Genomic DNA, 22,213 nt, shown 5'->3' on the forward strand with positions numbered 1-22,213 from the left:
GCAAAGATGGACAAAGTGTAATGAAGTTGAAATTATTCAATATATAATTTTGCTTCCCTTCCATTGCCCATTAGCTCAATGAAAACTCGTCCGTGCATCACCCTGATGGGCCGCGCCTTCCTGGCGCTGGCCCTTTCTTTTTCCCCCTTGATGACGCTGCGGGCGCTTGCCGCCGAGACCACCGCCAGCGCTTCGGCGCTGGAAAATTCCGTCGTCAAGGTGTTTTCCACCCTGCGCGGGCCGGACCCGTATAAACCGTGGAGCAAGGCCGCGCCGCAGGAGGTGACGGGCTCCGGCGTCGTCATCGAAGGCCGCCGCATCCTCACCAATGCGCACGTGGTCGGCTATGCCAGCCAGGTGCAGATCCAGGCCAATGGCGCGGGCGACAAGATACCGGCCACCGTGCTGGCCATTTCGCGCGGCATGGACCTGGCCTTGCTGAAGATCGACGACGACAGTTTTTTCGCCAGCCACAAGGCGGTGCCGCGCGCCAATGTCTTGCCCGACGTGCGCGATGCCGTGCTGGCGTATGGCTATCCGACGGGCGGCACCTCGCTGTCGATCACCAAGGGTATCGTGTCGCGCATCGAATTCGTGCGCTACAACTTTCCCGTCTCCGGCCTGCGCATCCAGATCGATGCGGCTATCAACCCGGGCAATAGCGGCGGCCCCGTGATTGCCGGTGACAAGATGATCGGCCTGGCCTTTGCGGGCATGCTCAATGCGCAAAACATCGGCTACATCATCCCCAACGAGGAAATCGAGCTGTTCCTGCGCGACCAGGAAGGCGGCGCGCCCAAGGGCAAGCCGGCCATGCGCGACGTGACGCAAACGCTGGAAAACCCCGCGTTGCGCACCTACCTGAAACTGGCCAAGGGTGTCGAGGGCGCCGTCGTGATGACGCCGGCCAGCAAGGATGCCGCCTATCCGCTCAAGGAGTGGGATGTCATCACGCATATCGGCGATTTTCCGGTCGATAACCAAGGCATGGTCAAGCTGAATGCCAACAGCCGCGTGCGCTTCCAGTACCGGGTGCAGCAGTTGGCGAAAGACGGCGAATTGCCGTTGACGGTGGTGCGCCAGGGCGCGCCCCTGAAAATCAAGGTGCCCGTCTCGGCGGCGCACCCGATGCTCATCAGCGGCCTGCAGGGCAGTTATCCTTCCTATTTCATCTTCGGCCCCATGGTGTTTTCGCGCGCCACGACGGAATTCATGGCGGCGCCCAATGGCAACCCGGCGATCTTGGGCGGCATGGCGTTCGCCGGCAATCCGCTGGCCACGCGGCGCGGCGATGCGCCCGATGCCGAGCGCGAAGAGCTGGTGGTGATCGCCGCGCCGTTCTTCCCGCACAAGCTGATGAATGGCTACAGCACCCGTTTCTTCTCGGTCGTCGATTCCGTCAATGGCGTGCGCGTGCGCAGCCTGGCGCACCTGGTGGCCTTGCTGCGCGACCAGACCGATGAATTGCTGACATTCCGCTTTCAGCAGCGCGATGCGGAAATGGTCGTCGTGCCCCGCAAGGAGATGCTGGCCGCGACGGAATCGGTGCTGACGGACAACGGCATCCGCTCGGAAGCGTCGGCCGACATGCTGAAAATCTGGAATGCAAAAACGCCGGCGAACTGATCGTTCCCGGCGCTTCGTACTTTACGTACAGGTACAACAACAGGCGCGGCGCACACCGCGCCTGTTTTTTTTAAGCCAATACTTTTTTCAGCCACGCGCCGATGGCGTCGATTTCTTCCTGGCATAGCGAGTGCTGCATCATGTATTCATGCCATTCCACCTTGTAACCCATGCCGGTGAGCAAGTCGCGCGACTGCTGCGCGCGGCCGATCGGCACCACGGGGTCGGCTGTGCCATGCGCCATGAAGATCGGTGTTTCCAGGCTGGCTGGGGTGCGCTCAAGAGCCGTCTTGTCGGCCAGGGGCAGGTAGCCGGACAGGCACATCAGGCCGGCCAGCGGTTCCGCATGGCGCAAGCCCGTCTGCAAGGTCATGGCGCAGCCTTGCGAGAAGCCGGCCAGGATGATGCGGCTGGCGGGAATGCCGCGCGCCTTTTCGCGCGCGATCAGCGCTTCGATCTGCGCCTGCGAGGAGCGCAGGCCGCCCTCGTCTTCGCGGCGCACGAGGTCGTTTACGAGGATGTCGTACCAGGCGCGCATCACATAACCGTTGTTGATGGTGACGGGCATGGTGCCGGCGCTGGGGAAGATGAAGCGGATGGCGGGGCAGCCGCGCAGGTCCAGCTCCTTCACCAGGGGCACGAAATCGTTGCCGTCGGCGCCCAGGCCGTGCATCCAGATGATGGAAACGGTGGGATTCGGTGCGCTGTCGAGTTCTATGGTTTCCAGCAAGGTGCTCATGTATTTTCCTCAGGTAATGGTTGCGCCGGACGCAGCGCCGATTTGGGACGGAAGGCCTTGCAGATGGCCGGGTCGGTTTCCATGTAAGGACCTCCGATGAGGTCGATGCAATACGGCACGGCGGCAAAGATGCCGTTCACCAGTTGCACGCCGTCGGCGTCTTTCAAGCCTTCCAGGGTTTCCTTGATGGCTTTCGGCTGGCCCGGCAAGTTCATGATCAGGCAAGCGCGCTCGGGCGTTTCGCGGATCACGGCCACCTGGCGCGACAGGATCGCCGTCGGCACGAATTGCAGGCTGATCTGGCGCATCTGTTCGCCGAAACCGGGCATTTCCTTGGTTCCGACGGTCAAGGTCGCATCCGGCGTGACGTCGCGCCGCGCCGGACCCGTGCCGCCCGTCGTCAGGATCAGATGGCAATGGTTCAGGTCGACCATGTCGATCAGGGTGTTTTCAATTTGCGAGCGCTCGTCCGGGATCAGGCGCTTTTCCAGGCGGAACGGCGTGCGGATGGCGGCGGACAGCCAGCTTTCCAGGGCGGGGATACCCAGGTCTTCATACACGCCGCCGCTGGCGCGGTCCGAGATCGACACGAGGCCGATAATCAATTCGTCTTCTATCGTGGTCATGGGCACCTCTCTATGTCGTAAAAAAACCGGGCTGATCCCGGTTTTTCGCTGCTTTCGGGGTCAGACCCGCCGGGTCTGACCCCAGTTGCTTATTCGTCTTCTTCTTGCTCAACGCCATCTTCATCGGCATCTTTCTTGCCGCTGTTGTTCTTCTTGGCGATCTCTTTCAAGATCTGGAAAATTTCGCGGTAGGCTTTCGGCGGCTTGTTCTCGGCTTGCTCCTTGCGGGCATTGCGGATCAGGGTGCGCAGGTGCTGCACGTCCAGTTCCGGGTTTTCCGACAGCAAGACCGTGAGCGCCTTGTCATCTGTCAACAGCTTGTCGCGGCGGCGTTCCATCGCGTGCATATTGGCCGTGTCGGCTTTCGACAAGCCTTTCCAGCTATCGATGGTGCGTTGGATGGCGGCAACTTCTTCTTCATCCAGGGTGCGCATTTTCTTGCCCACGTATTGCAGCTGACGGCGGCGGCCTTCGTGATCCTTGATTTGCTGGCATTCGAGAATGGCGTCGCGCACGTCTTCCGGCATCGGGACGCGCTTGACGCGGTCGCGTGCCTCATTGACGAGTTCTTCGCCCAGCTTTTGCAGGACGGTCATCTGGCGCTTGAGTTCCGATTTCGACGGACGTTCATATTCCTGTTCGAATTCGGTGGATTGGAAGCCGCAAGCTCCCCGGTTTGGATTTGGCATGATAAGGCGGGATTGGCCGCGTAGGCCGCACCTGTAAACTGTAAACGACTGCTATGATAACCTTTTTAGCGGCTTTCCGAAGAAAACAGCGCATGAACGACTCCGTATTTACCCATAGTCAAGAGCAATTGCAGCAACTGGCCCGTGATGTGTTGTCTTTTGCGCGGGAAGCGGGCGGCACCGACGCTGCCGTCGAGGTCAGCGAAGGCGGCGGCCTGTCCGTTTCTGTACGAAAAGGCAAGATCGAGACGATCGAGCAAAACAAGGACAAGGGCATGGGCGTGACCGTGTTTGTCGGCAAGAAACGCGGCAATGCCAGCACCTCCGACTTTTCGCCGTCCGCCCTGCGCGCCACGGTGGACGCCGCCTACAATATTGCGCGCTTCACGGCCGAGGACGATTGCGCGGGCCTGGCCGACGCCGACATGCTGGAAATGTCCCCCCGCGATTTGCAACTGTTCTATCCCTGGCTCATTTCGACCGAGGAAGCCGTCGCACTGGCCCAGCGGGCCGAGGCGGCCGCGTTTGCCGTCGATCCGCGCATCACGAACAGCGAGGGCGCCAGCGTGCACGTGCAGCAATCGCACTTTGTGTCCGCCAATTCGCGCGGCTTCATCGGCGGCTACCCGTTTTCGCGCCACACGCTGTCCGTGGCACCCATCGCCGGCAAGGGCGCGAAGATGCAGCGCGACGACTGGTATTCGTCCGTGCGCGACGCCGCCAAGATGTCGAGCCCGGAAGCCATCGGCCGCTATGCCGCCGAGCGCGCGCTGTCGCGCCTGAACGCGCGCAAGCTGGGCACGCGCACTTGCCCCGTGCTGTTCGAGGCGCCGCTGGCGGCCGGTTTGCTCGGTACCTATGTGCAAGCGACCTCGGGCGGCGCCCTGTACCGCAAATCCACATTCCTGAACGATTCACTGGGCACGCAGGTGCTGCCGTCGCACGTGCACATCTTTGAAGATCCGCACGTGATCGGCGGCGTCGGTTCGGCGCCGTTCGACGAAGAAGGTGTGAAAACCGTCAGCCGCGACGTCGTCAAGGATGGCGTGGTGCAAGGCTATTTCCTGTCGACTTATACGGCCCGCAAGCTGGGCATGCAGACGACGGGCAACGCGGGCGGTTCGCACAATCTGTACCTGACCTCGAGCCTGACGGCCGCCAGCGACGATTTTAGTGCCATGCTGAAAAAACTGGGCACGGGCTTGCTGGTGACGGAACTGATGGGACAAGGAACCAATTACGTGACAGGCGACTATTCGCGCGGCGCGTCCGGTTTCTGGGTGGAAAATGGCGTGATCCAGTATCCGGTGGAAGAAATCACGATTGCCGGCAACATGAAGGACATGCTGCGCAACATCGTTGCCGTAGGCGCCGACGTGCTGCGCCGCGGCACCAAAGAGACGGGTTCCATCCTCATCGAGAGCATGGTGGTGGCCGGCGGCTGAGTGCTTGGGGACCCGCCGCGGCTACGCCGCGCAGGCGGCCCATGCTTTACTGCTGGACTTGATAGCCATCCGTCAGGGTGGCCAAAAATTTCACCATATCTTCGATCTCGCCCGCCGTCAGCGCCGGCGCCATGCCGCGCTTGCGGTCGAACGGCGCTTCGCTGACGTTGACGTTGACGCGGTATCTCGCGGGTACGTCATTGAATTTCTGCACTTTCCCTTGTTGGTCGCGCGGATACCATTCTTGCGGATGCGTATCGCGCCGCACATAGAAGCGCAGGGCATCCGTCAGGTTGTCGAACACGCCGTTGTGGAAAAACACCTGGCGCGTGGCCACATTGCGCAGGCTGGGCACCTTGAAGGCGCCGCACAGCTCGCCTTTCAGCGCCAGGTCCGTGCGGTCGGGACCGCACAAGCCCAGATCGAAATACGCGGGGTCGGCCGTGGCGGGAATGCGCGTATTGCGCGGCACGCCCAGATTGTCGAAACTGAAGTCCGTAAACAAGGGCGGCGCGCCATGTTCGCCCCGCACGCTGGGGTGGCAAGCGGCGCAATTGCCCTTGCGTTCATCGTTGAACAGGGCCAGGCCACGCAATTCCGCCAGCTCCAGCGGAACCTTGTTGGCCAGGTAGAGGTCATATTTGGAATCGTAGCGGTGGAAGTCCGGCTCTTCCTGCTGGAATTGCTGCAAGGCATAGGTGATGCGGCGGAATGCTTGTTGCGGTTGCGTAAAGATGGCAGCGCCAAAGACGTGCCGGAATGCTTCCGCGTAACTGCCGTTGCGCAGCCGTTCCACCACTTCATCCGTGCTGGCATTGGCCATTTCGTGCGGTGCCAGGAAAGGCCGTTCCGCCTGTTCCGCCAGGCTGGCGGCGCGGCCGTCCCAGTTGATGCCGCCGTTGGGTGCGCCTTCCCCATCAAAGCGGAAGGGCGGAGTGTGTTCCAGGTAGCGCAGCGATGGCGTAGCGCGGTAGCCGTGCGCCTGGCCATCTGCGCCCCCCAGTTGCACGGCCAGCTTGTTGGCTGGCGCGTAAGCATGGGCCGGGTCATGGCAACTGGCGCACGCCTGCTTGCCCGAGGCGGACAGGCTGGCATCGTGGAAGATGCGCCGCCCCAGCTGTGCGGCAGGGCTGAGTTCGGCCGCTGCGCCCGGCATGCCGGGCAAGCCAAGCAACAAAGATATGCACACGTGTGCAATTCGGGTCGGTGAAAATCGCGCCTCAGCGCGTGGCTGGTCTTTGATGGTCATAGGTGGGGTCGCTATCGGCAAGGGGAGGGACAGACAATGCTGCGCCCAGTATAGGCAGCAATAGCCGGCGTGGCAACGATTTGCGATGCTGCGCTGCGCCATGGTTTAGAGCCTATCCCAGTAGTGAGCGTCTTCTGCTGGCAGTTCATCAGGAGCGCGGACAAGGCGTGAGGAGGACGCGTGGCGAGCCACGCGACGACGATCAACGCAGTTCCCGCTTCTGAGGGCCGCCAGCAGGGGATGTATTCATCTACTGGGATAGGCTCTTGGTGCCGCCCGCCGTGCCGGAGGGCGGCACGGGCGGCTGGCCGCGGCACGGTCAGTACGGTCAGTATTGTTCCCACTCGCCTTCCGCCACCATGGCGGGCGCGGCGCTCTTGCGGCTGGCGGGGGCGTTGGCGACGAGCCGGGGCTGGGCCGCCGTGGCGGCTGCGGGCCGTGGCGCCGGCTTTGGCTCCGGCCGCGATGCTGGCGCGACTGGCGCCAGCGCCTGTGTGCCGTCGAGTTTGAACACGCTGACGGCTTCGGCCAGGATGCCCGCTTGATCCTGCAGCGCTTCGGACGCGGCGGCCGCCTCTTCCACGAGGGCTGCATTTTGCTGGGTCACGGCGTCCATTTCCGTGATGGCCTGGTTGATCTGTTCAATGCCCGCTTCCTGCTCGTTGCTGGCGGACGTGATCTCGGCCATGATATCCGTGACGCGCCGCACGCTATTGACGATTTCCTCCATGGTGCTGCCCGCCTGGTTCACGAGGGTGCTGCCAAGACTGACCTGGTGCACGGAATCGTCGATGAGGATCTTGATTTCCTTGGCGGCGGAGGCGGAGCGGTGGGCCAGGTTGCGCACTTCCGTGGCGACCACGGCAAAGCCCCGTCCCTGTTCGCCTGCCCTGGCTGCTTCCACGGCCGCATTCAGCGCCAGGATATTGGTCTGGAAGGCAATGCCGTCGATAACGCTGATGATGTCGACGATTTTCTTCGACGAGGCATTGATGGAATCCATGGTCGTGATTACTTCCGCCACCACCTGGCCGCCCTTGCTGGCCACGCTGGAGGCCGATTGCGCCATCTGGTTGGCCTGGCGCGCGTTTTCGCCATTCTGCTTGACGGTGGACGTCAGTTCTTCCATCGACGAGGCCGTTTCTTCCAGCGAGCTGGCTTGCTGTTCCGTGCGCGAAGACAGGTCCATATTGCCGGAGGCGATTTCACGCGAGCCGTGGGCGATGGCGTCCGTGCCATGGCGCACGCGGGCCACGATGCCTTGCAGATTGTCATTCATCTCTTTCAAGGCGCGCAGCAGCTGGCCCGTTTCATCGTTGCCGCGCGCGTCGATGCTGACCGACAAGTCGCCGGCCGCCACCCGTTGCGCCACCTGGACGGCTTCGGCGATGGGCCGGCTGATGGAACGGCTGATCAGGATGGCCAGCGCGATGGCAATGGCCGTCGCCGCGATGGACAGGGACAAGGTCAGGATGATGGCCATGCGCCCATCGGCGGCGGCTTGCTTGCCTTCGCTTTCCATCAGCGATTCCTGGAAGCTGGTCATGGCCGCCAGGGCCGTCAAGAATTTTTCTTGCGGATAGCGCAACTGCGTCAACAGGAAGATGCCCGCCGTTTCTGATTTGCCTTCTTGTAATAGCTTGATGTTCGCATCGCGCGTCCTGGCATAGCTTTCGCGGCTGCTCATCACGGCCTGGAGCAGTTCCTGGCCCTTGGGCGTGTTGATCATGGTTTTCAGGCGCGCCAGCAGCTCCGTATTCTTTTTGATCGAGGCCTGAATCTTGGTCACGGAACTGCTGACTTCGTCGGCATCGTTGGCGCCGATGATGGCGATGCTCAGCAGGCGGGCCTGGATATTGACCTCGGACTGTATCGTATTCGACAACATGACCTTGACATAGCGGTCGTTGAGAATTTTTTCCGTCGAGGTGTTGATGTTGCGAATGCGGCTGATGGAAACAAATGCCACCATGGCAAGCAGGACAATGATCAAGCCGAAACTGACGGCCAGGCGGGTACTGATTTTAAGCTTATACATAGGTCATTCATCCTCGGCGAAAAGCGGAAAGCGTGCGCAGGGAATCGTCCCGCGGACAGGCTGTGTCCATTCAAGACGATGCTGATGCGGTCAGTTTGCGTTACAGAAAGCTAATTCGGCAGGGACAGGGCCGTGGATGCGTATTGCCGGTGGCCGGGAAGTCATTGGCGACCCGCCCGGCGAGATATTCTTGCGGGGCAGCGCAGCGTGGCGCGGCCCGATTCTGTTGCTTAGTGTAGGACGATAATTTCTGACAGGCAAGATATTAGGAAAAAAATCCGCTCGGCCAGCAACGCTTGTCGTGCGGTCAAAAAAAATGCCCCGGCGAGCGGGGCAAGGGATCAGGCAGGCCGTGTCGGCCCAGGCGCTCAGGCGCGCAAGGTGGACAGGATAGGTTGCAGCACGGCCGCGCCCAGTGCGGCGCTGCGGGCGCCGCTCCAGCCCGTTTGCGGGTCGGGATCGTTGGCGTTGTCCTTGAACGGCAATTCCAGGGTCAGCGACAGGCAGCCGAAAGCGTGCGTGATGTGGGGCGAGCCCATGGTCAGCACTTCCGGCGTGAACGGGCCGTCTTCATAGCCATGCTCATCCTGGAAGTCGGGGCTGGCCACCTTGAAGTCGGCGATGAAGCGCTCTTGCTCGGCCTTTTGTGCTGGCGTGAAATTTTCCAGCGCATCGCTGCCGGCCACGAAGACGTAGGGCAAGCCTTCGTCACCATGCACGTCGAGGAACAGGTCGCAACCGATTTCATGCATTTTCTGTTTCACCAGGAACACTTCCGGGCTGCGCTCCATGGTCGGCGTCATCCATTCGCGGTTCAGGTTGGCGCCGGCCGCGTTGGTGCGCAGGTTGCCGTGCACGGAACCGTCCGGGTTCATGTTCGGCACCACGTAGAAGACGGCGTCCTGCAGGCACTGGCGGGCAAAGGGATTGGCCTGGTCCAGCAAGGCTTCAAGCATGCCTTCGACAAACCACTCGGCCATCGTCTCGCCCGGATGCTGGCGCGCGATGACCCAGACTTTTTTCTCGGCATCGGCGTCGCCGACGACCAGCAGATTCATGTCGCGGCCTTCCACCGTGCTGCCCAGGTCGATCAGGCGCACGAGCGGCGACGCTTGCGCGCTGTCGATCAGGGCCAGGTGGCGGTCCCATGGATACGGTTCGAAATAGGCGTAGTAGACGCTTTCTTCCTCGGGGGTGTGTTCGATGGTCATCACCGTGCCGTCAAAGCTGGTCGGCACGCGGAACCAGGTTTCGCGGTCGTAGCTGGCCACGGCCTGGTAGTCTTTCCAGCCGTCCGGGTAGGCGGACTTGCCGGCATTCATGAAGCGGATCGTGCACGCCTCGCCTTGCGCGCCTTGCAGGCGGAAGTAAAACCACTGCGTGATGTCGGCGTGGGAATCCTTGCGGATGTTCAGTTCGATGGACTGGGCATCGTCGGCGCGCAGCACCTCGATCGCGCCGGCGTCGAATTGCTGGCTGATTTTAATGGTCATGAGTGTTCCTGATAAAAACGTATGGGTTTTGCATCGTGTGCAATGGCGCGATGATACCTGTTTTGCGGTGGCCTTTGTGCTGGCGCAAACGATGACGGACATGCTTTGCTAACGTGGAAGCTCCGACATGGGGAGATCATCATGGACGACCATAGCAACCACATACGCGAACTGGAAAAGAAAATCAGCGCCCTCAGCGACGCGCTGGCGCACCTGGGCAAGGGCACGACCTTGCAGGAATTGCTGCGCATCATACGTTTCCCCGGCTACACGACGCCGGCCGAATTCACCTTCAACGTCGCCATCCTCGACACCATGCTGGTGCAGGCCAATGCGCTGGAAAAGCTGGGGCAGGATTTGCTGGCGGGGGCCAAGCAGGTGGTGGCAAAACAGTGAGCAGGCGGTGACTTACAACACCTAACAAAACCGTAGCGAGCGGAAGGGAGTTGTGGTTGAGAAGCGCAACTGTACGAAGGTACAGTGAGCATCGCAGGCCGCAAATACCGACGCGCAGTAGGTTTTGATAGGTGTTCTTATTCCTGAACACCTGAAAAATGGCCAGGGCAAGGCGCAGGGCCGCAGGCAGTACGAACGTACGCCCAGGCCCTGCAACGCCGCCATGGACGTTTTATCAGGTGTTCAGTCCGCCGAAGCGTTCGTAAAACCACGGCTCCACGTCCGGCGCGTGCTCATCCTCGCGACGCAGGGTGGCCAGGATGTGTTCCTCAGCAGGTGCATACGTGATGCGGTACAGGTCGCGCGCCAGCGCATAGGCTTGCGTGCCAGGCCACGGTTCGGGCAGCAGCTCGACGGGCAGTTGCGGGTCGTGCAACTGCACGCGGCGGTAGGCGTGCGTCAGCAGCGAGCGGATGACGAACGCCTGCTCCGCATCGAACACGGGTTCTTCCTGCAGCAGGGTCAGCAGCGGCTGGAAGCTGGCGATGAATTTTTCGTAGCCGGCCATCACTTCCGACAAGTCCCAGCATTCGCCCACCATGTCGCGCAGGGGCCGCGTGCTGACACCCGGCAACTCTGTTGTGTGGCAGACATACAGCTTGCCCTGCACCTCGTTGCGCACGAGGATATCTTCCAGCGCCTCCGCATTGCTGGCCGGATGGCCAAAGATGCCGGGAGAGATCAAGCCGTAGCCCGCCCACAATAATTCCTTGCGCAGCGCGCCCCGTTCGGCGGCGCCGATGCTGCCGGCCGGACCGATCACCAGGGTCCAGCTGCCATCCCAGTGCACGACCAGCGGCGCGTAGATGCGGCGGTAGGCGCGTTCGAAGCGGGCCAGCGCCTCCGGGCGTATCGCATAGGCGCTGCGGCGGCCGTCGCGCTGCGAGCTGAGCCAGCCTTCCTGCGCCAGGCGGAACACGCTGGTGCGCAATAGCCGGTCATTGACGCCGAATGGCGCCAGCAGTTCGATCAGGCTCCCCAGCCAGATGGCGCCGCCGCGCGGCACGATGGCGTCGCCGAAGATGGTCATCACCAGGGACTTCGAGCGCGGTGGGTCGCTTTCCAGGAAATCGGCTATCCATGCCGTGCAGCGGGTGTTCTTCATGTGGTTCCGGTCTGGCCGTGTTGCGGTCGGTTCAATAAAAGCAGCAGTTTACTTGGCTGCGCGGGTAGCGCGGCAATAATTTGCCGGAAGCGCGGGTAGCGCCCCATGGTGTTTTCTCATAAGCAATATCATACGCACAAAAAAGCTGCACAAGATACGATTTTTTAAAATGATTCACATCAAGTGTATGCAAATCGTTTTTTGTATCGTATTATCTGTTTATCGCACCGCGTTGCTGCGCAAAATCAAAGACATGGGAGACACATCATGTACGCACAAATGGTTGAAACCGGCCTCAAGAACGTCCGCTCCATCGACGACATGGGCCAGGAAGAGCGCGCTTTCCAGGCGCGCATCGACGAAGGCATCAAGATCGAGGCCAAGGACTGGATGCCGGACGCCTACCGCAAGACCCTGATCCGCCAGATTTCGCAGCACGCGCACTCGGAAATCGTCGGCCAATTGCCCGAAGGTAACTGGGTCACGCGCGCACCGACCCTGAAACGCAAATCGATCCTGCTGGCGAAGATCCAGGACGAAGCGGGCCACGGCCTGTACCTGTATAGCGCCGCGGAAACCCTGGGCGTCTCGCGCGACGATTTGCTCGCTGCCTTGCACTCGGGCAAAGCCAAATATTCCAGCATCTTTAACTATCCCACCCTGTCGTGGGCCGACATGGGCGCCATCGGCTGGCTGGTCGACGGCTCCGCCATCATCAACCAGATTCCCCTGTGCCGCTGCTCCTACGGTCCGTATGCGCGCGCCATGATCCGCGTCTGCAAGGAAGAATCGTTCCATGCGCGCCAGGGCTACGACATCATGATGTCGCTGTGCAAGGGTACGCCCGAGCAGAAAGCCATGGCGCAGGATGCCTTGAACCGCTGGTGGTGGCCGTCGCTGATGATGTTCGGCCCGTCCGACGCCGCCTCCGTCAACAGCGCCCAATCGGCGCAATGGCGCATCAAGCTGTTCTCGAACGATGAATTGCGCCAGCGTATGGTCGACCAGACCGTGCCGCAAATCGAATACCTGGGCCTGACCGTGCCCGATCCCGACCTGAAGTTCAACGCGGAAACGGGCCATTATGAATTCGGCGAGATCGACTGGGCCGAGTTCAACAATGTCCTGAAGGGCAATGGCCCGTGCAACCGCGAGCGTTTGCAAACGCGCGTGAAAGCGTATGAAGACGGTGCATGGTTCCGCGATGCCTTGGTCGCGTATGCAGACAAGCAAGCCGCTAACAAAGCAGCAGCGTAATTACATAAGACAGATAGGGGATAGCAACATGAGCAAAGAATGGCCTTTGTGGGAAGTTTTCATCCGCAGCCAGCACGGCCTGGCGCACAAGCATGTGGGCAGCCTGCACGCTTCCGACGCCACCATGGCGGTCAACCATGCGCGCGACGTCTACACGCGCCGCAATGAAGGCGTGAGCATCTGGGTGGTGCGCGCGGCCGATATCGTCGCCAGCAGCCCCGGCGACAAGGGCGCCCTGTTCGAACCGTCGAACAGCAAGGTGTACCGCCATCCCACCTTCTTCCCGATGCCGGAAGAAGTCAAGAACCTGTGATGGGAGCGCCTGCAATGGATGACAAGGTCAACTACCTTTTGCGCCTGGGCGACAATGCCCTGATCCTCAGCCAGCAGCTGTCGCAGCTGTGCGGCAAGGGACCGGCGCTGGAAGAAGACATGGCGCTGACCAACGTGGCGCTCGATCTGTTGGGCCAGACGCGCTTGTGGTTCAGCTATGCGGCCGAACTGGAAAACGCGGGCCGCGACGAGGACGACATCGCCTTCTTGCGCGACGCCCACGATTTCAAGAACTGCCTGCTGGTCGAACAGCCGAACGGCAATTACGCCGACACCATGATGCGCCAGTTCTTCTTCGACAGCTGGCACTACTTCCAGCTGCTGGAACTGACGAAATCGACGGATGGTCGCATCGTCGATGTGGCGCAAAAGTCGATCAAGGAAGTGACGTATCACCTGCGCCGCAGCGGTGACCTGATCGTGCGCCTCGGCGACGGCACGGCGGACAGCCATGCGAAAACGCAGGCCGCGGCCGACAAGCTGTGGATGTACACGGGCGAGATGTTCACGTACGACGCCGTCGACCAGGCCATGGTCGCCGCCGGCATCGCGCCGCCATCGGACATCCTGCGCCAGGCCTTCCTCGAGCACGTGGCCGAGATCTTCGCCGAAGCGACATTGACCATGCCGGCGCCTGACGCCTGGATGCAAAAGGGCGGCAAGCAGGGCACGCACACGGAGCACCTGGGTTTTATTCTGGCCGAGATGCAGTTCCTGCAGCGCGCCTATCCCGGGGCGGAGTGGTAATGAACACGCCCATGGCAGCGCTGGACGCGGCCCAGGTCTGGGCCTGGCTCGGCGATGTGCCTGACCCGGAAATCCCCGTCATTTCGGTGGTGGACCTGGGCATCGTGCGCGCCGTCGACGTCACGGCGGGCGACGCGTGTACCGTGACGATCACGCCCACGTATTCGGGTTGTCCGGCGATGCAGGTGATCGCCGACGCCGTCACGGATGCCTTGCGCAGCCATGGCGTGGCCAAGGTGACCCTGGTGAACCAGCTGGCGCCCGCCTGGACCACGGACTGGATGAGCGAGGCGGGCAAGGCCAAGCTGAAAGGCTACGGCATCGCCCCGCCGCAGCAGCAGGTGATCGATATCAGCGGCTTGCGTGGTGGCGTGAAACGGCAACCGATGCCCAAGCTGGACGTCATTTGCCCGAACTGCGGCTCGACGCATACGCAGCTGACCAGCCAGTTCGGCTCCACGCCGTGCAAGGCCCTGTACAAATGCCTGGCTTGCCGCGAACCGTTTGACTACTTCAAGTGCCACTAAAAAAATCAGGCACACGTTCCGAAGAAACTGGAGATGAAGCATGAGTAAATTTTATCCGCTGCGCGTAGCGAACGTGCGCAACGAAACACGCGACACCATCGCCGTCACGTTCGACGTGCCGTCTGAACTGCAGCAGCAGTTCCGCTTCCAGCAGGGCCAGCACCTGACCCTGCGCACCAATATCAATGCGGAAGACGTGCGCCGTTCGTATTCCATCTGTTCGGCGGTGCAGGACGGCACCCTGCGCGTGGCCATCAAGCGCACGCCGGGCGGCGCTTTCTCCACCTGGGCCAACGACACCCTGAAAGCCGGCGCCACCATCGAGGTGATGCCGCCCATGGGACACTTCAACGTACCGCTCGACTGCGTCAACCGCAAGCACTACCTGGCATTCGCGGCCGGCAGCGGCATCACGCCCATCCTCTCCATCATCAAGACGACCCTGCTGACGGAACCCCTGAGCCGCTTCACCCTGTTCTACGGCAACCGCGCCTCGTCCTCCGTCATCTTCAAGGAAGAATTGACGGACCTGAAGGATGTGTACCTGGAGCGTTTGAACCTCGTCTACGTGATGAGCCGCGAGCAGCAGGACATCGAATTGTTCAACGGCCGCATCACGCAAGAAAAATGCGAACAGTTCCTGCAGCACTGGATCAAAGTCGAAGACTACGACAACGCGTTTATTTGCGGCCCGGAAGACATGATGCTCGGCGTGTCCGCTGCCCTGCAGGCGGCCGGCATGCCCAAGCAGAATATCAAGATCGAACTGTTCGCCGCCAGCATCCCGAAAAACGCCCACAAGCCGCGCGCCCAGCTGGCTGCGGATGCTGTGCAGGAAACGGAAGTGACCGTCATCATGGACGGCAACCATACCACCTTCATGATGGACAAGGACAAGGAGTCCATCCTCGACGCGGGACTGCGTCAGGGCATCGACATGCGCTACTCGTGCAAGGGCGGCGTATGCTCGACCTGCCGCTGCAAGATACTCGACGGCAAGGTCGAGATGGACGTCAACTACGCGCTGGAAGACTATGAAGTGGCGCGCGGCTTCGTCCTCAGCTGCCAGAGTTTCCCGCTGACCGACAAGGTCGTCGTCGACTTCGATCAGGCAGAATAAAAGCCGGGGTCAGACCCGCCGGGTCTGACCCCAGATTTCCGCTGCGGGCCAATAAATAAAAATAGCGAGATGCCATGACCTACCAAAACATCCTCTTCACCATCGAGCAGGGTATCGCGACGCTCACCCTGAACCGTCCCGACAAGCTCAATAGCTTTACGCAAGCCATGCACGAGGAAGTGCGCGACGCGATTGCGCAAGTGAACGCCGACAGCACCGTGCGCGTCTTCGTGCTGACGGGCGCGGGCCGCGGCTTTTGCGCGGGCCAGGACTTGTCCGACCGCGCCGTGGAACCGGGTTCGAAGGGCGTGGACCTGGGCGAATCGGTGGAAAAAAACTATGCGCCGCTGGTGCTGGCCTTGAAAGCCCTGGCTATGCCCGTGATCTGCGCCGTCAACGGCGTGGCCGCCGGCGCGGGCGCCAACCTGGCGCTGGCTTGCGACATCGTCATCGCCGGCAAGTCGGCCAGTTTCGTCGAAGTGTTCTGCAAGCTGGGCCTGATTCCGGACACGGGCGGTACCTTTTTCCTGCCACGGCTGATCGGTTCGGCACGCGCCATGGGACTGGCCATGCTCGGCGAAAAACTGACGGCGGAAAAGGCCGAGGACTGGGGTTTGATCTGGAAATGCGTGGATGACGCGCAGCTGGCGGAAGAGACGCGCAAGCTGGCCGTGCACTTTTCTACCGCACCGACCAAGGGCCTGGCGTACACCAAGCAGGCGCTGGCTCTCAGTGGCGCCAATACCCTGCCGCAGCAGCTTGCGCTGGAAGCGCGCATGATGAGCGATCTCGGTAACAGCGACGATTACCGCGAAGGCGTGGCCGCCTTCATGGAAAAACGCACACCGCAATTCAAGGGACACTGATATGGCAGCTTTGGACAACAACAGTATCGTCGCCGTCATCGGCAGCGGCGCCATGGGCGCCGGCATCGCGCAGGTGGCCGCTGCCGCCGGCTACAGAGTCAAACTGTACGACACGCGCGCGGAAGCGGTGAGCAAGGCTTTGCTTGATATCGGCAAGATGTATGCGAAGCTGGCCGAGAAGGGCCGCATGACGTTGGACGAAGCCACGGCCGCCACCGCGCGCCTGCAGGCGGCCGGCAGCCTGGCCGATGTGAGTGATTGCGCCCTGGTGGTGGAAGCCATCGTGGAAAACCTCGACGTCAAGCGCGGCCTGTTCGCCGAACTCGAAGCGTTGGTCAGCGACGACTGCATCCTGGCGACGAATACCTCGTCGATCTCCGTCACGGCCATCGCCGCCAAGCTGCGCCGGCCGGAACGCCTGGTCGGCATGCACTTCTTTAATCCCGTGCCCCTGATGGCGCTGGTGGAAGTGATCAGTGGCCTGGCCACCAGTGAACAAGTTGCCGCCACCGTCTACGACACCTCGATCGCCTGGGGCAAGAAGCCCGTGCATGCGAAATCGACACCGGGCTTCATCGTCAACCGTGTCGCCCGTCCGTTTTATGCGGAAGGCTGGCGCCTGTTGAACGAGCAGGCGGGCGACCCCGCCACCATCGACGCCGTGCTGCGCGAAGCGGGCGGCTTCCGCATGGGGCCATTCGAGCTGATGGACCTGATCGGCCACGACGTGAATTTCTCCGTCACGCAATCCGTGTTCGGCGCCTACTTCAACGACCCGCGCTTCACGCCATCCGTGCTGCAGCAGGAAATGGTCAACGCGGGATTCCTTGGCCGCAAATCGGGCCGAGGCTTTTATCTGTACGGCGAAGGCGCGGCTGCACCCGTGGCGCAGGCGGAAAGCGCGCAAGCGGCCCCGGAATTCGTCGCCCTGTCGGCCGCCATCGGCGGCGATGGCCGTGGCCACAGCGGCATCATCCGCAGCCTGGTGCAGCGGCTGGAGCAGGCGGGCGTCACCGTCAGCCGCCGCGTCATGCAGGAAGGCCAGGCGCATGACGAGGCGCCGGCCCTGCATTGCCATGGCGCCGCGATCTATCTGACCGATGGGCGCAGCGCCACCCAGCGCGCGCACGACAACCAGCATCCGGACACGGTGCTGTTCGACCTGGCGCTCGATTACGCCAGTGCAAAGCGCATCGCCGTGGCCCGTGCCGACCAGTGCAGCGACGACGCCTACGCGGCCGTCGTCGGCCTGTTCCAGGCAGCCGGTTTCACCGTCACGCGCCTGGACGACGTGCCTGGCCTGGCCGTCATGCGCACCGTCGCCATGCTGGCCAACGAGGCGGCCGACGCCGTCAACCAGGGCGTGTGCACGGCGGATGCCGTCGATATCGCCATGCAGAAGGGCGTCAATTATCCGCGCGGACCGCTGGCCTGGGCCGATGCGGTCGGCGTTCAACAGATCGTGACCGTGCTGCACCACCTGGCGCAAGGCTATGGCGAAGACCGCTACAGGGTCTCGCCGCTGCTGCGCCGCAAACTCGCCAATGGAGCACCGTTTCATGCATAAGGAAGACCATATTCACGCTGCTCAGGCTTTGGCCGAAGCGGCTGCCGCCTCCATGCTGTCGCGCGATAACGCCACCGCCGCCATGGGCATCGCCCTGGCCGACGTGGGTCCCGGCCATGCGCGCATGACGATGACGGTGCGCGCCGACATGCTCAATGGCCACCAGACCTGCCACGGCGGTTTCATTTTTGCCCTGGCCGACAGCGCCTTCGCCTTCGCCTGCAACAGCTACAACATGAATACCGTGGGTGCCGGCTGCACCATCGACTACCTGGCGCCGGGCCGCGAAGGCGACGTGCTGACGGCGCACGCCGTCGAACAGGCGCTGGCGGGCAAGAGCGGCGTCTATGACGTCAAGGTCAGCAACCAGGAAGGCCGCGCCGTCGCGCTCTTCCGGGGCAAGTCGATCCGCGTGGCGGGCGAAGTCATACAAGAGCAGGCTTGAACTGCCGGAACCGATTGAATAGTTAAAGAATTAAACAGGAGACAATGATGGTCCAACGTACGCCTTCCCCGAATGACCTCGAGCCGATCGAGCGCGCCAGCAAGGATGAACTGCAGGCGCTGCAGCTCGAACGCATGAAATGGACGCTCAAGCACGCTTATGACAACGTGCCCCATTACCGTGCCGCTTTTGACGAAGCGGGCGTGCATCCGGACGATCTCAAATCCTTGTCCGATCTTTCCAAATTCCCGTTCACGGACAAAAAAGTCTTGCGCGACAATTACCCGTTCGGCCTGTTTGCCGTGCCGCGCGAGCAGGTGGTGCGCATCCACGCCTCGAGCGGCACCACGGGCAAGGCCACGGTGGTCGGCTACACGCAGAACGATATCGACACCTGGGCCAATGTGGTGGCGCGCTCGATCCGCGCCGGCGGCGGCCGCGCGGGCGATATGGTGCATATCTCGTATGGCTACGGCCTGTTCACGGGCGGCCTGGGCGCGCACTACGGCGCCGAGCGCCTCGGCTGCACGGTCATCCCGATGTCCGGCGGGCAGACGGAAAAGCAGGTGCAGCTGATCCAGGATTTCAAGCCGTCCATCATCATGGTCACGCCTTCCTACATGCTCAACATCATCGAGGAATTCACGCGCCAGGGCCTGGACCCGGCCGAATCGTCGCTGAAGGTGGGCATTTTCGGCGCCGAACCGTGGACGGACGCCATGCGTTCGGAAATCGAAGCGCGCGCTGGCATCGACGCCGTCGACATCTACGGTCTGTCCGAAGTGATGGGGCCTGGCGTGGCGTCCGAATGCATCGAGAGCAAGGACGGTCCCGTCATCTGGGAAGACCATTTTTACCCCGAGATCATCGATCCGGAAACGGGCGAAGTGCTGCCGGACGGCGAAGAGGGCGAACTGGTGTTTACCTCCTTGTCGAAAGAGGCGCTGCCCATCATCCGCTACCGCACGCGCGACCTGACCCGCTTGCTGCCGCCGACGTCGCGCTCGATGCGCCGCATCGGCAAGATCACGGGCCGCTCCGACGACATGCTGATCATCCGCGGCGTGAACGTCTTCCCCACGCAGATCGAAGAGCTGATCCTCAAAATGCCGAAGCTGGCGCCGCAGTACCAGCTGGTCGTCACGCGCGACGGCCACCTCGACAAGCTCGAAGTGATCGCCGAACTGCGCATCGACCTGACGGCCACCCTCTCGGCCAGCGAAACGGACGCCCTGGCGCGCGAACTGGAACACCGCATCAAGACGCACGTGGGCGTGAGCACGCGCGTGCGCCTGGTGGCCGCCGCCGGCATCGAACGCACACTGACGGGCAAGGCCCGCCGCGTGGTCGACCAGCGCCCGAAGATTTTCTCCTGATAGCCCGAACAAGGAAGCAAACATGAACGAAGCCTTTATCTGTGACGCCGTGCGCACACCTTTCGGCCGCTACGGCGGTGCCTTGTCCAGCGTGCGCGCCGACGACCTGGGCGCGCTGCCGATCGCCGCGCTGATCGCCCGCAACCCGTCCGTCGACTGGTCCGCCATCGACGACGTGTTCTACGGCTGCGCCAACCAGGCGGGCGAAGACAACCGCAACGTGGGCCGCATGGCCGCGCTGCTGGCGGGCTTGCCGGCGGCCGTGCCGGCCAATACCATCAACCGCCTGTGCGGCTCCAGCCTGGACGCCGTGGGCATGGCCGCCCGCTCGATCAAGGCGGGCGAGGCGGAACTGATCATCGCCGGCGGCGTGGAAAGCATGACGCGCGCACCGTTCGTGATGGGCAAGGCCGACAGCGCGTTCTCGCGCGCGGCGAAAATCGAAGACACGACCCTGGGCTGGCGCTTCGTCAACGGCAAAATGAAGGCGCAGTACGGCATCGACACCATGCCGGAAACGGCGGAAAACGTGGCCGTGGAATTTGGCATCAGCCGCGCCGACCAGGACGCGCTGGCCTTGCGCAGTCAGCAGCGCTGGGCCGCCGCCAACGCGGCCGGCGTGTTCGATCGCGAAATCGTGCCCGTCGCCGTGCCGCAAAAAAAGGGCGAGCCGAAGATGGTGACGATGGATGAACATCCGCGCCCCGATACCTCGCTGGAAATGCTGGCGAAACTGAAAGGCGTGGTGAAGGCGGATGGCACGGTCACGGCCGGCAATGCCTCGGGCTTGAACGACGGCGCTTGCGCGATCTTGCTGGCGTCCGCCGCCGCCGTGGATAAATACAAACTGACGCCGCGCGCAAAGGTGCTGGGCATGGCCACGGCCGGTCTGGCGCCGCGCATCATGGGCTTCGGTCCGTCGCCGGCCTCGCGCAAGGTGCTGGCGCAGACCGGCCTCACCATCGAGCAGATGGACGTGATCGAACTCAATGAAGCGTTTGCCGCGCAGGCCCTGGCCGTCACGCGCGACCTGGGCCTGGCCGACGATGCGGCCCACGTGAACCCGAATGGCGGGGCGATTGCCATCGGCCACCCGCTGGGCGCATCGGGCGCGCGCCTGGTGATGGCGGCGCTGAACCAGCTGGAACGCACGGGCGGGCGCTATGCGCTGTGCACCATGTGCATCGGCGTGGGGCAGGGTATTGCTGTCGTCATTGAACGCGTATAAAAAAGTAAAACAACAAAAAAGGCGCAGGCTTGTAAAAAAGCGCCAACCATAATTGACCGTAGTGCCAACCTGGTGGAGACCATAATGATTGCCAATATCTTCAAGAAAACCCTGATCGCCGGCGTGCTGGCCATGACTGCCGCGGGTGCGTACGCGGCCGACAACATCAAGATCGGTTCCGTGCTGTCCGTCACGGGCCCTGCCGCCTTCCTGGGCGACCCGGAACTGAAAACCCTGCAGCTGTATATCGAGAAAATCAATGCGGCCGGCGGCGTGCTGGGACGCAAGCTGGAACTCGTGCATTACGACGACGGCAGCGATGCGGCCAAGGCCAACGGTTTTACCAAGCGCCTGATCGAGTCGGACAAGGTCGACGTGCTGATCGGCGGCACCACCACCGGCGCGACGATGGCGATGGCGCCGCTGGTGGACCGCGCCAGCATGCCGTTCATCTCGCTGGCGGGCGCCGTGGTCATCATCGATCCGGTCAAGAAATGGGTTTTCAAGACGCCGCATACGGACCGCATGGCGGCCGAGAAGGTGTTCGAGGATATGAAGAAGCGCGGCATCAGCAAGGTGGGCCTGCTGTCGGAAACGAGCGGCTTCGGCGCCTCGGGCCGCAAGGAATCGCAGATCGTCGCTTCCAAATATGGCATCACCCTGGTGGCCGATGAAACCTACGGTCCGAAAGACACGGACATCACGGCGCAGCTCACGCGCATCAAGAATACGGCCGGTGTGCAGGCCGTCTTCGTGTTCGGCCTGGGCCAGGGCCCGGCGGTCGTGACCAAGAACTACGGCCAGCTGGGCATGGCCGCGCTGCCGCTGTACCAGTCGCATGGCGTGGCGTCGGACGAATACCTGAAGCTGTCGGGCAAGGCTGCCGAAGGCGTGCGCCTGCCGACGCCGGCACTCTTGATCGGCGCCATGCTGCCCGACAGCGACGCGCAGAAGGCCGTCGTCGTCGGCTACGACAAGACGTATAAAGACCGCTACAAGATCGATCCGTCGACCTTTGGCGGCTATGCGCTCGACGCCCTGAACCTGTCGGTGGACGCCATCAAGCGCGCCGGCGGCACGGACCGCGAAAAAGTGCGCACGGCACTGGAACAGACCAAGGGTTTTGTGGGCACGACCGGCGTGTTCAACATGTCGGCCAAAGACCACATGGGCCTGGACCTGTCGGCTTTCCGCATGGTGGAAGTGAAGAACGGCGAATGGCAATTGTCGAAGTGATGTAAGCCGGAGTACCTGCGCGAGGCCGCCCTCGAAGGCGGCCCG

At 62.4% G+C, this 22,213-nt stretch carries 21 protein-coding genes; 14 read left to right on the forward strand and 7 right to left on the reverse strand.

The window, feature by feature from the left end:
- Window positions 1-78 precede the first annotated feature (78 nt).
- Complete coding sequence (locus OX462_RS03510) at window positions 79-1,626, forward strand: S1C family serine protease (protein ID WP_240453456.1); 1,548 nt, start codon at window positions 79-81, stop codon at window positions 1,624-1,626.
- A 70-nt stretch (window positions 1,627-1,696) separates the two neighbouring features.
- On the opposite strand, the gene OX462_RS03515 is transcribed toward OX462_RS03510, so the two are convergent.
- From OX462_RS03515 to yjgA, 3 genes are all read right to left on the reverse strand, one after another.
- Complete coding sequence (locus OX462_RS03515) at window positions 1,697-2,365, reverse strand: alpha/beta hydrolase (protein ID WP_409027788.1); 669 nt, start codon at window positions 2,363-2,365, stop codon at window positions 1,697-1,699.
- Window positions 2,362-2,991 (reverse strand): molybdopterin adenylyltransferase, encoded by a 630-nt coding sequence (gene mog, locus OX462_RS03520; RefSeq protein ID WP_099409141.1) that lies wholly within the window; start codon window positions 2,989-2,991, stop codon window positions 2,362-2,364. Before mog ends, OX462_RS03515 begins: the two co-directional genes overlap by 4 nt.
- 89 nt (window positions 2,992-3,080) lie before the next feature.
- A complete protein-coding gene (gene yjgA, locus OX462_RS03525) occupies window positions 3,081-3,680 on the reverse strand; it encodes a ribosome biogenesis factor YjgA (RefSeq protein ID WP_070224233.1) in 600 nt (199 codons plus the stop codon).
- A 92-nt stretch (window positions 3,681-3,772) separates the two neighbouring features.
- On the opposite strand from yjgA, the gene pmbA reads away from it, so the two are divergent.
- A complete protein-coding gene (gene pmbA, locus OX462_RS03530; protein WP_230501975.1) occupies window positions 3,773-5,125 on the forward strand; it encodes a metalloprotease PmbA in 1,353 nt (450 codons plus the stop codon).
- A 46-nt stretch (window positions 5,126-5,171) separates the two neighbouring features.
- Here the strand turns inward: pmbA and OX462_RS03535 are convergent, their stop codons facing one another.
- From OX462_RS03535 to OX462_RS03545, 3 genes are all read right to left on the reverse strand, one after another.
- Window positions 5,172-6,314, reverse strand: a complete 1,143-nt coding sequence (locus OX462_RS03535) for a cytochrome-c peroxidase (protein ID WP_409027789.1) — start codon at window positions 6,312-6,314, stop codon at window positions 5,172-5,174.
- Window positions 6,315-6,702: 388 nt separating this feature from the next.
- The gene (locus tag OX462_RS03540; protein WP_409027790.1) at window positions 6,703-8,412 is read right to left on the reverse strand and encodes a methyl-accepting chemotaxis protein; all 1,710 of its coding nucleotides are present in this window, start codon (window positions 8,410-8,412) and stop codon (window positions 6,703-6,705) included.
- 368 nt (window positions 8,413-8,780) lie between these two features.
- On the reverse strand, window positions 8,781-9,905 hold the full coding sequence (locus OX462_RS03545; RefSeq protein ID WP_086137170.1) for a M14 family metallopeptidase: 1,125 nt from the start codon (window positions 9,903-9,905) through the stop codon (window positions 8,781-8,783).
- Window positions 9,906-10,046: 141 nt separating this feature from the next.
- Here OX462_RS03545 and OX462_RS03550 point away from each other — a divergent pair, with 141 nt between their 5' ends.
- Window positions 10,047-10,301, forward strand: a complete 255-nt coding sequence (locus tag OX462_RS03550; RefSeq protein WP_070224236.1) for a hypothetical protein — start codon at window positions 10,047-10,049, stop codon at window positions 10,299-10,301.
- A gap of 235 nt (window positions 10,302-10,536) precedes the next feature.
- Here OX462_RS03550 and paaX read toward each other — a convergent pair whose 3' ends face one another.
- Entirely contained in the window at window positions 10,537-11,466 is a 930-nt protein-coding gene (gene paaX / locus OX462_RS03555; RefSeq protein WP_409027791.1) for a phenylacetic acid degradation operon negative regulatory protein PaaX, read from the reverse strand.
- 267 nt (window positions 11,467-11,733) lie between these two features.
- On the opposite strand from paaX, the gene paaA reads away from it, so the two are divergent.
- The 11 genes from paaA to OX462_RS03610 all read left to right on the forward strand — a co-directional run bounded on the left by paaA (window position 11,734) and on the right by OX462_RS03610 (window position 22,168).
- Window positions 11,734-12,723: a 1,2-phenylacetyl-CoA epoxidase subunit PaaA gene (gene paaA, locus OX462_RS03560; RefSeq protein ID WP_070311619.1), complete on the forward strand. Its 990-nt coding sequence runs from the start codon at window positions 11,734-11,736 to the stop codon at window positions 12,721-12,723.
- Between the two features lie 28 nt (window positions 12,724-12,751).
- Window positions 12,752-13,036, forward strand: a complete 285-nt coding sequence (gene paaB, locus OX462_RS03565) for a 1,2-phenylacetyl-CoA epoxidase subunit PaaB (protein WP_034746356.1) — start codon at window positions 12,752-12,754, stop codon at window positions 13,034-13,036.
- 14 nt (window positions 13,037-13,050) lie between these two features.
- Window positions 13,051-13,803, forward strand: a complete 753-nt coding sequence (gene paaC, locus OX462_RS03570) for a 1,2-phenylacetyl-CoA epoxidase subunit PaaC (protein ID WP_409028721.1) — start codon at window positions 13,051-13,053, stop codon at window positions 13,801-13,803.
- Complete coding sequence (gene paaD, locus OX462_RS03575) at window positions 13,803-14,330, forward strand: 1,2-phenylacetyl-CoA epoxidase subunit PaaD (protein ID WP_070224241.1); 528 nt, start codon at window positions 13,803-13,805, stop codon at window positions 14,328-14,330. Before paaC ends, paaD begins: the two co-directional genes overlap by 1 nt.
- Window positions 14,331-14,370: 40 nt before the next feature.
- Window positions 14,371-15,450, forward strand: coding sequence for a 1,2-phenylacetyl-CoA epoxidase subunit PaaE (gene paaE, locus OX462_RS03580; protein WP_070224242.1), 1,080 nt, complete (start codon window positions 14,371-14,373; stop codon window positions 15,448-15,450).
- A 74-nt stretch (window positions 15,451-15,524) separates the two neighbouring features.
- A complete protein-coding gene (paaG, locus tag OX462_RS03585) occupies window positions 15,525-16,316 on the forward strand; it encodes a 2-(1,2-epoxy-1,2-dihydrophenyl)acetyl-CoA isomerase PaaG (protein WP_070224243.1) in 792 nt (263 codons plus the stop codon).
- 1 nt (window position 16,317) lies between these two features.
- Window positions 16,318-17,883, forward strand: a complete 1,566-nt coding sequence (paaH, locus tag OX462_RS03590; RefSeq protein ID WP_070224244.1) for a 3-hydroxyacyl-CoA dehydrogenase PaaH — start codon at window positions 16,318-16,320, stop codon at window positions 17,881-17,883.
- Window positions 17,876-18,328 (forward strand): hydroxyphenylacetyl-CoA thioesterase PaaI, encoded by a 453-nt coding sequence (gene paaI / locus OX462_RS03595; protein WP_070224245.1) that lies wholly within the window; start codon window positions 17,876-17,878, stop codon window positions 18,326-18,328. The genes paaH and paaI overlap by 8 nt, the downstream gene beginning before the upstream one ends.
- A 47-nt stretch (window positions 18,329-18,375) precedes the next feature.
- Window positions 18,376-19,704, forward strand: coding sequence for a phenylacetate--CoA ligase PaaK (gene paaK, locus OX462_RS03600; protein ID WP_070311615.1), 1,329 nt, complete (start codon window positions 18,376-18,378; stop codon window positions 19,702-19,704).
- A 22-nt stretch (window positions 19,705-19,726) separates the two neighbouring features.
- Window positions 19,727-20,932 carry a 3-oxoadipyl-CoA thiolase gene (gene pcaF / locus OX462_RS03605; RefSeq protein ID WP_070291034.1) on the forward strand — a complete coding sequence of 402 codons (1,206 nt, stop codon included), beginning with the start codon at window positions 19,727-19,729 and terminating at the stop codon, window positions 20,930-20,932.
- A gap of 84 nt (window positions 20,933-21,016) precedes the next feature.
- Window positions 21,017-22,168 carry an ABC transporter substrate-binding protein gene (locus OX462_RS03610; protein ID WP_070311614.1) on the forward strand — a complete coding sequence of 384 codons (1,152 nt, stop codon included), beginning with the start codon at window positions 21,017-21,019 and terminating at the stop codon, window positions 22,166-22,168.
- The last annotated feature ends 45 nt before the right edge of the window (window positions 22,169-22,213 follow it).

The sequence above is a fragment of the Janthinobacterium aestuarii genome, assembly GCF_046113285.1.
In the GTDB taxonomy this organism is placed as follows: domain Bacteria; phylum Pseudomonadota; class Gammaproteobacteria; order Burkholderiales; family Burkholderiaceae_D; genus Janthinobacterium.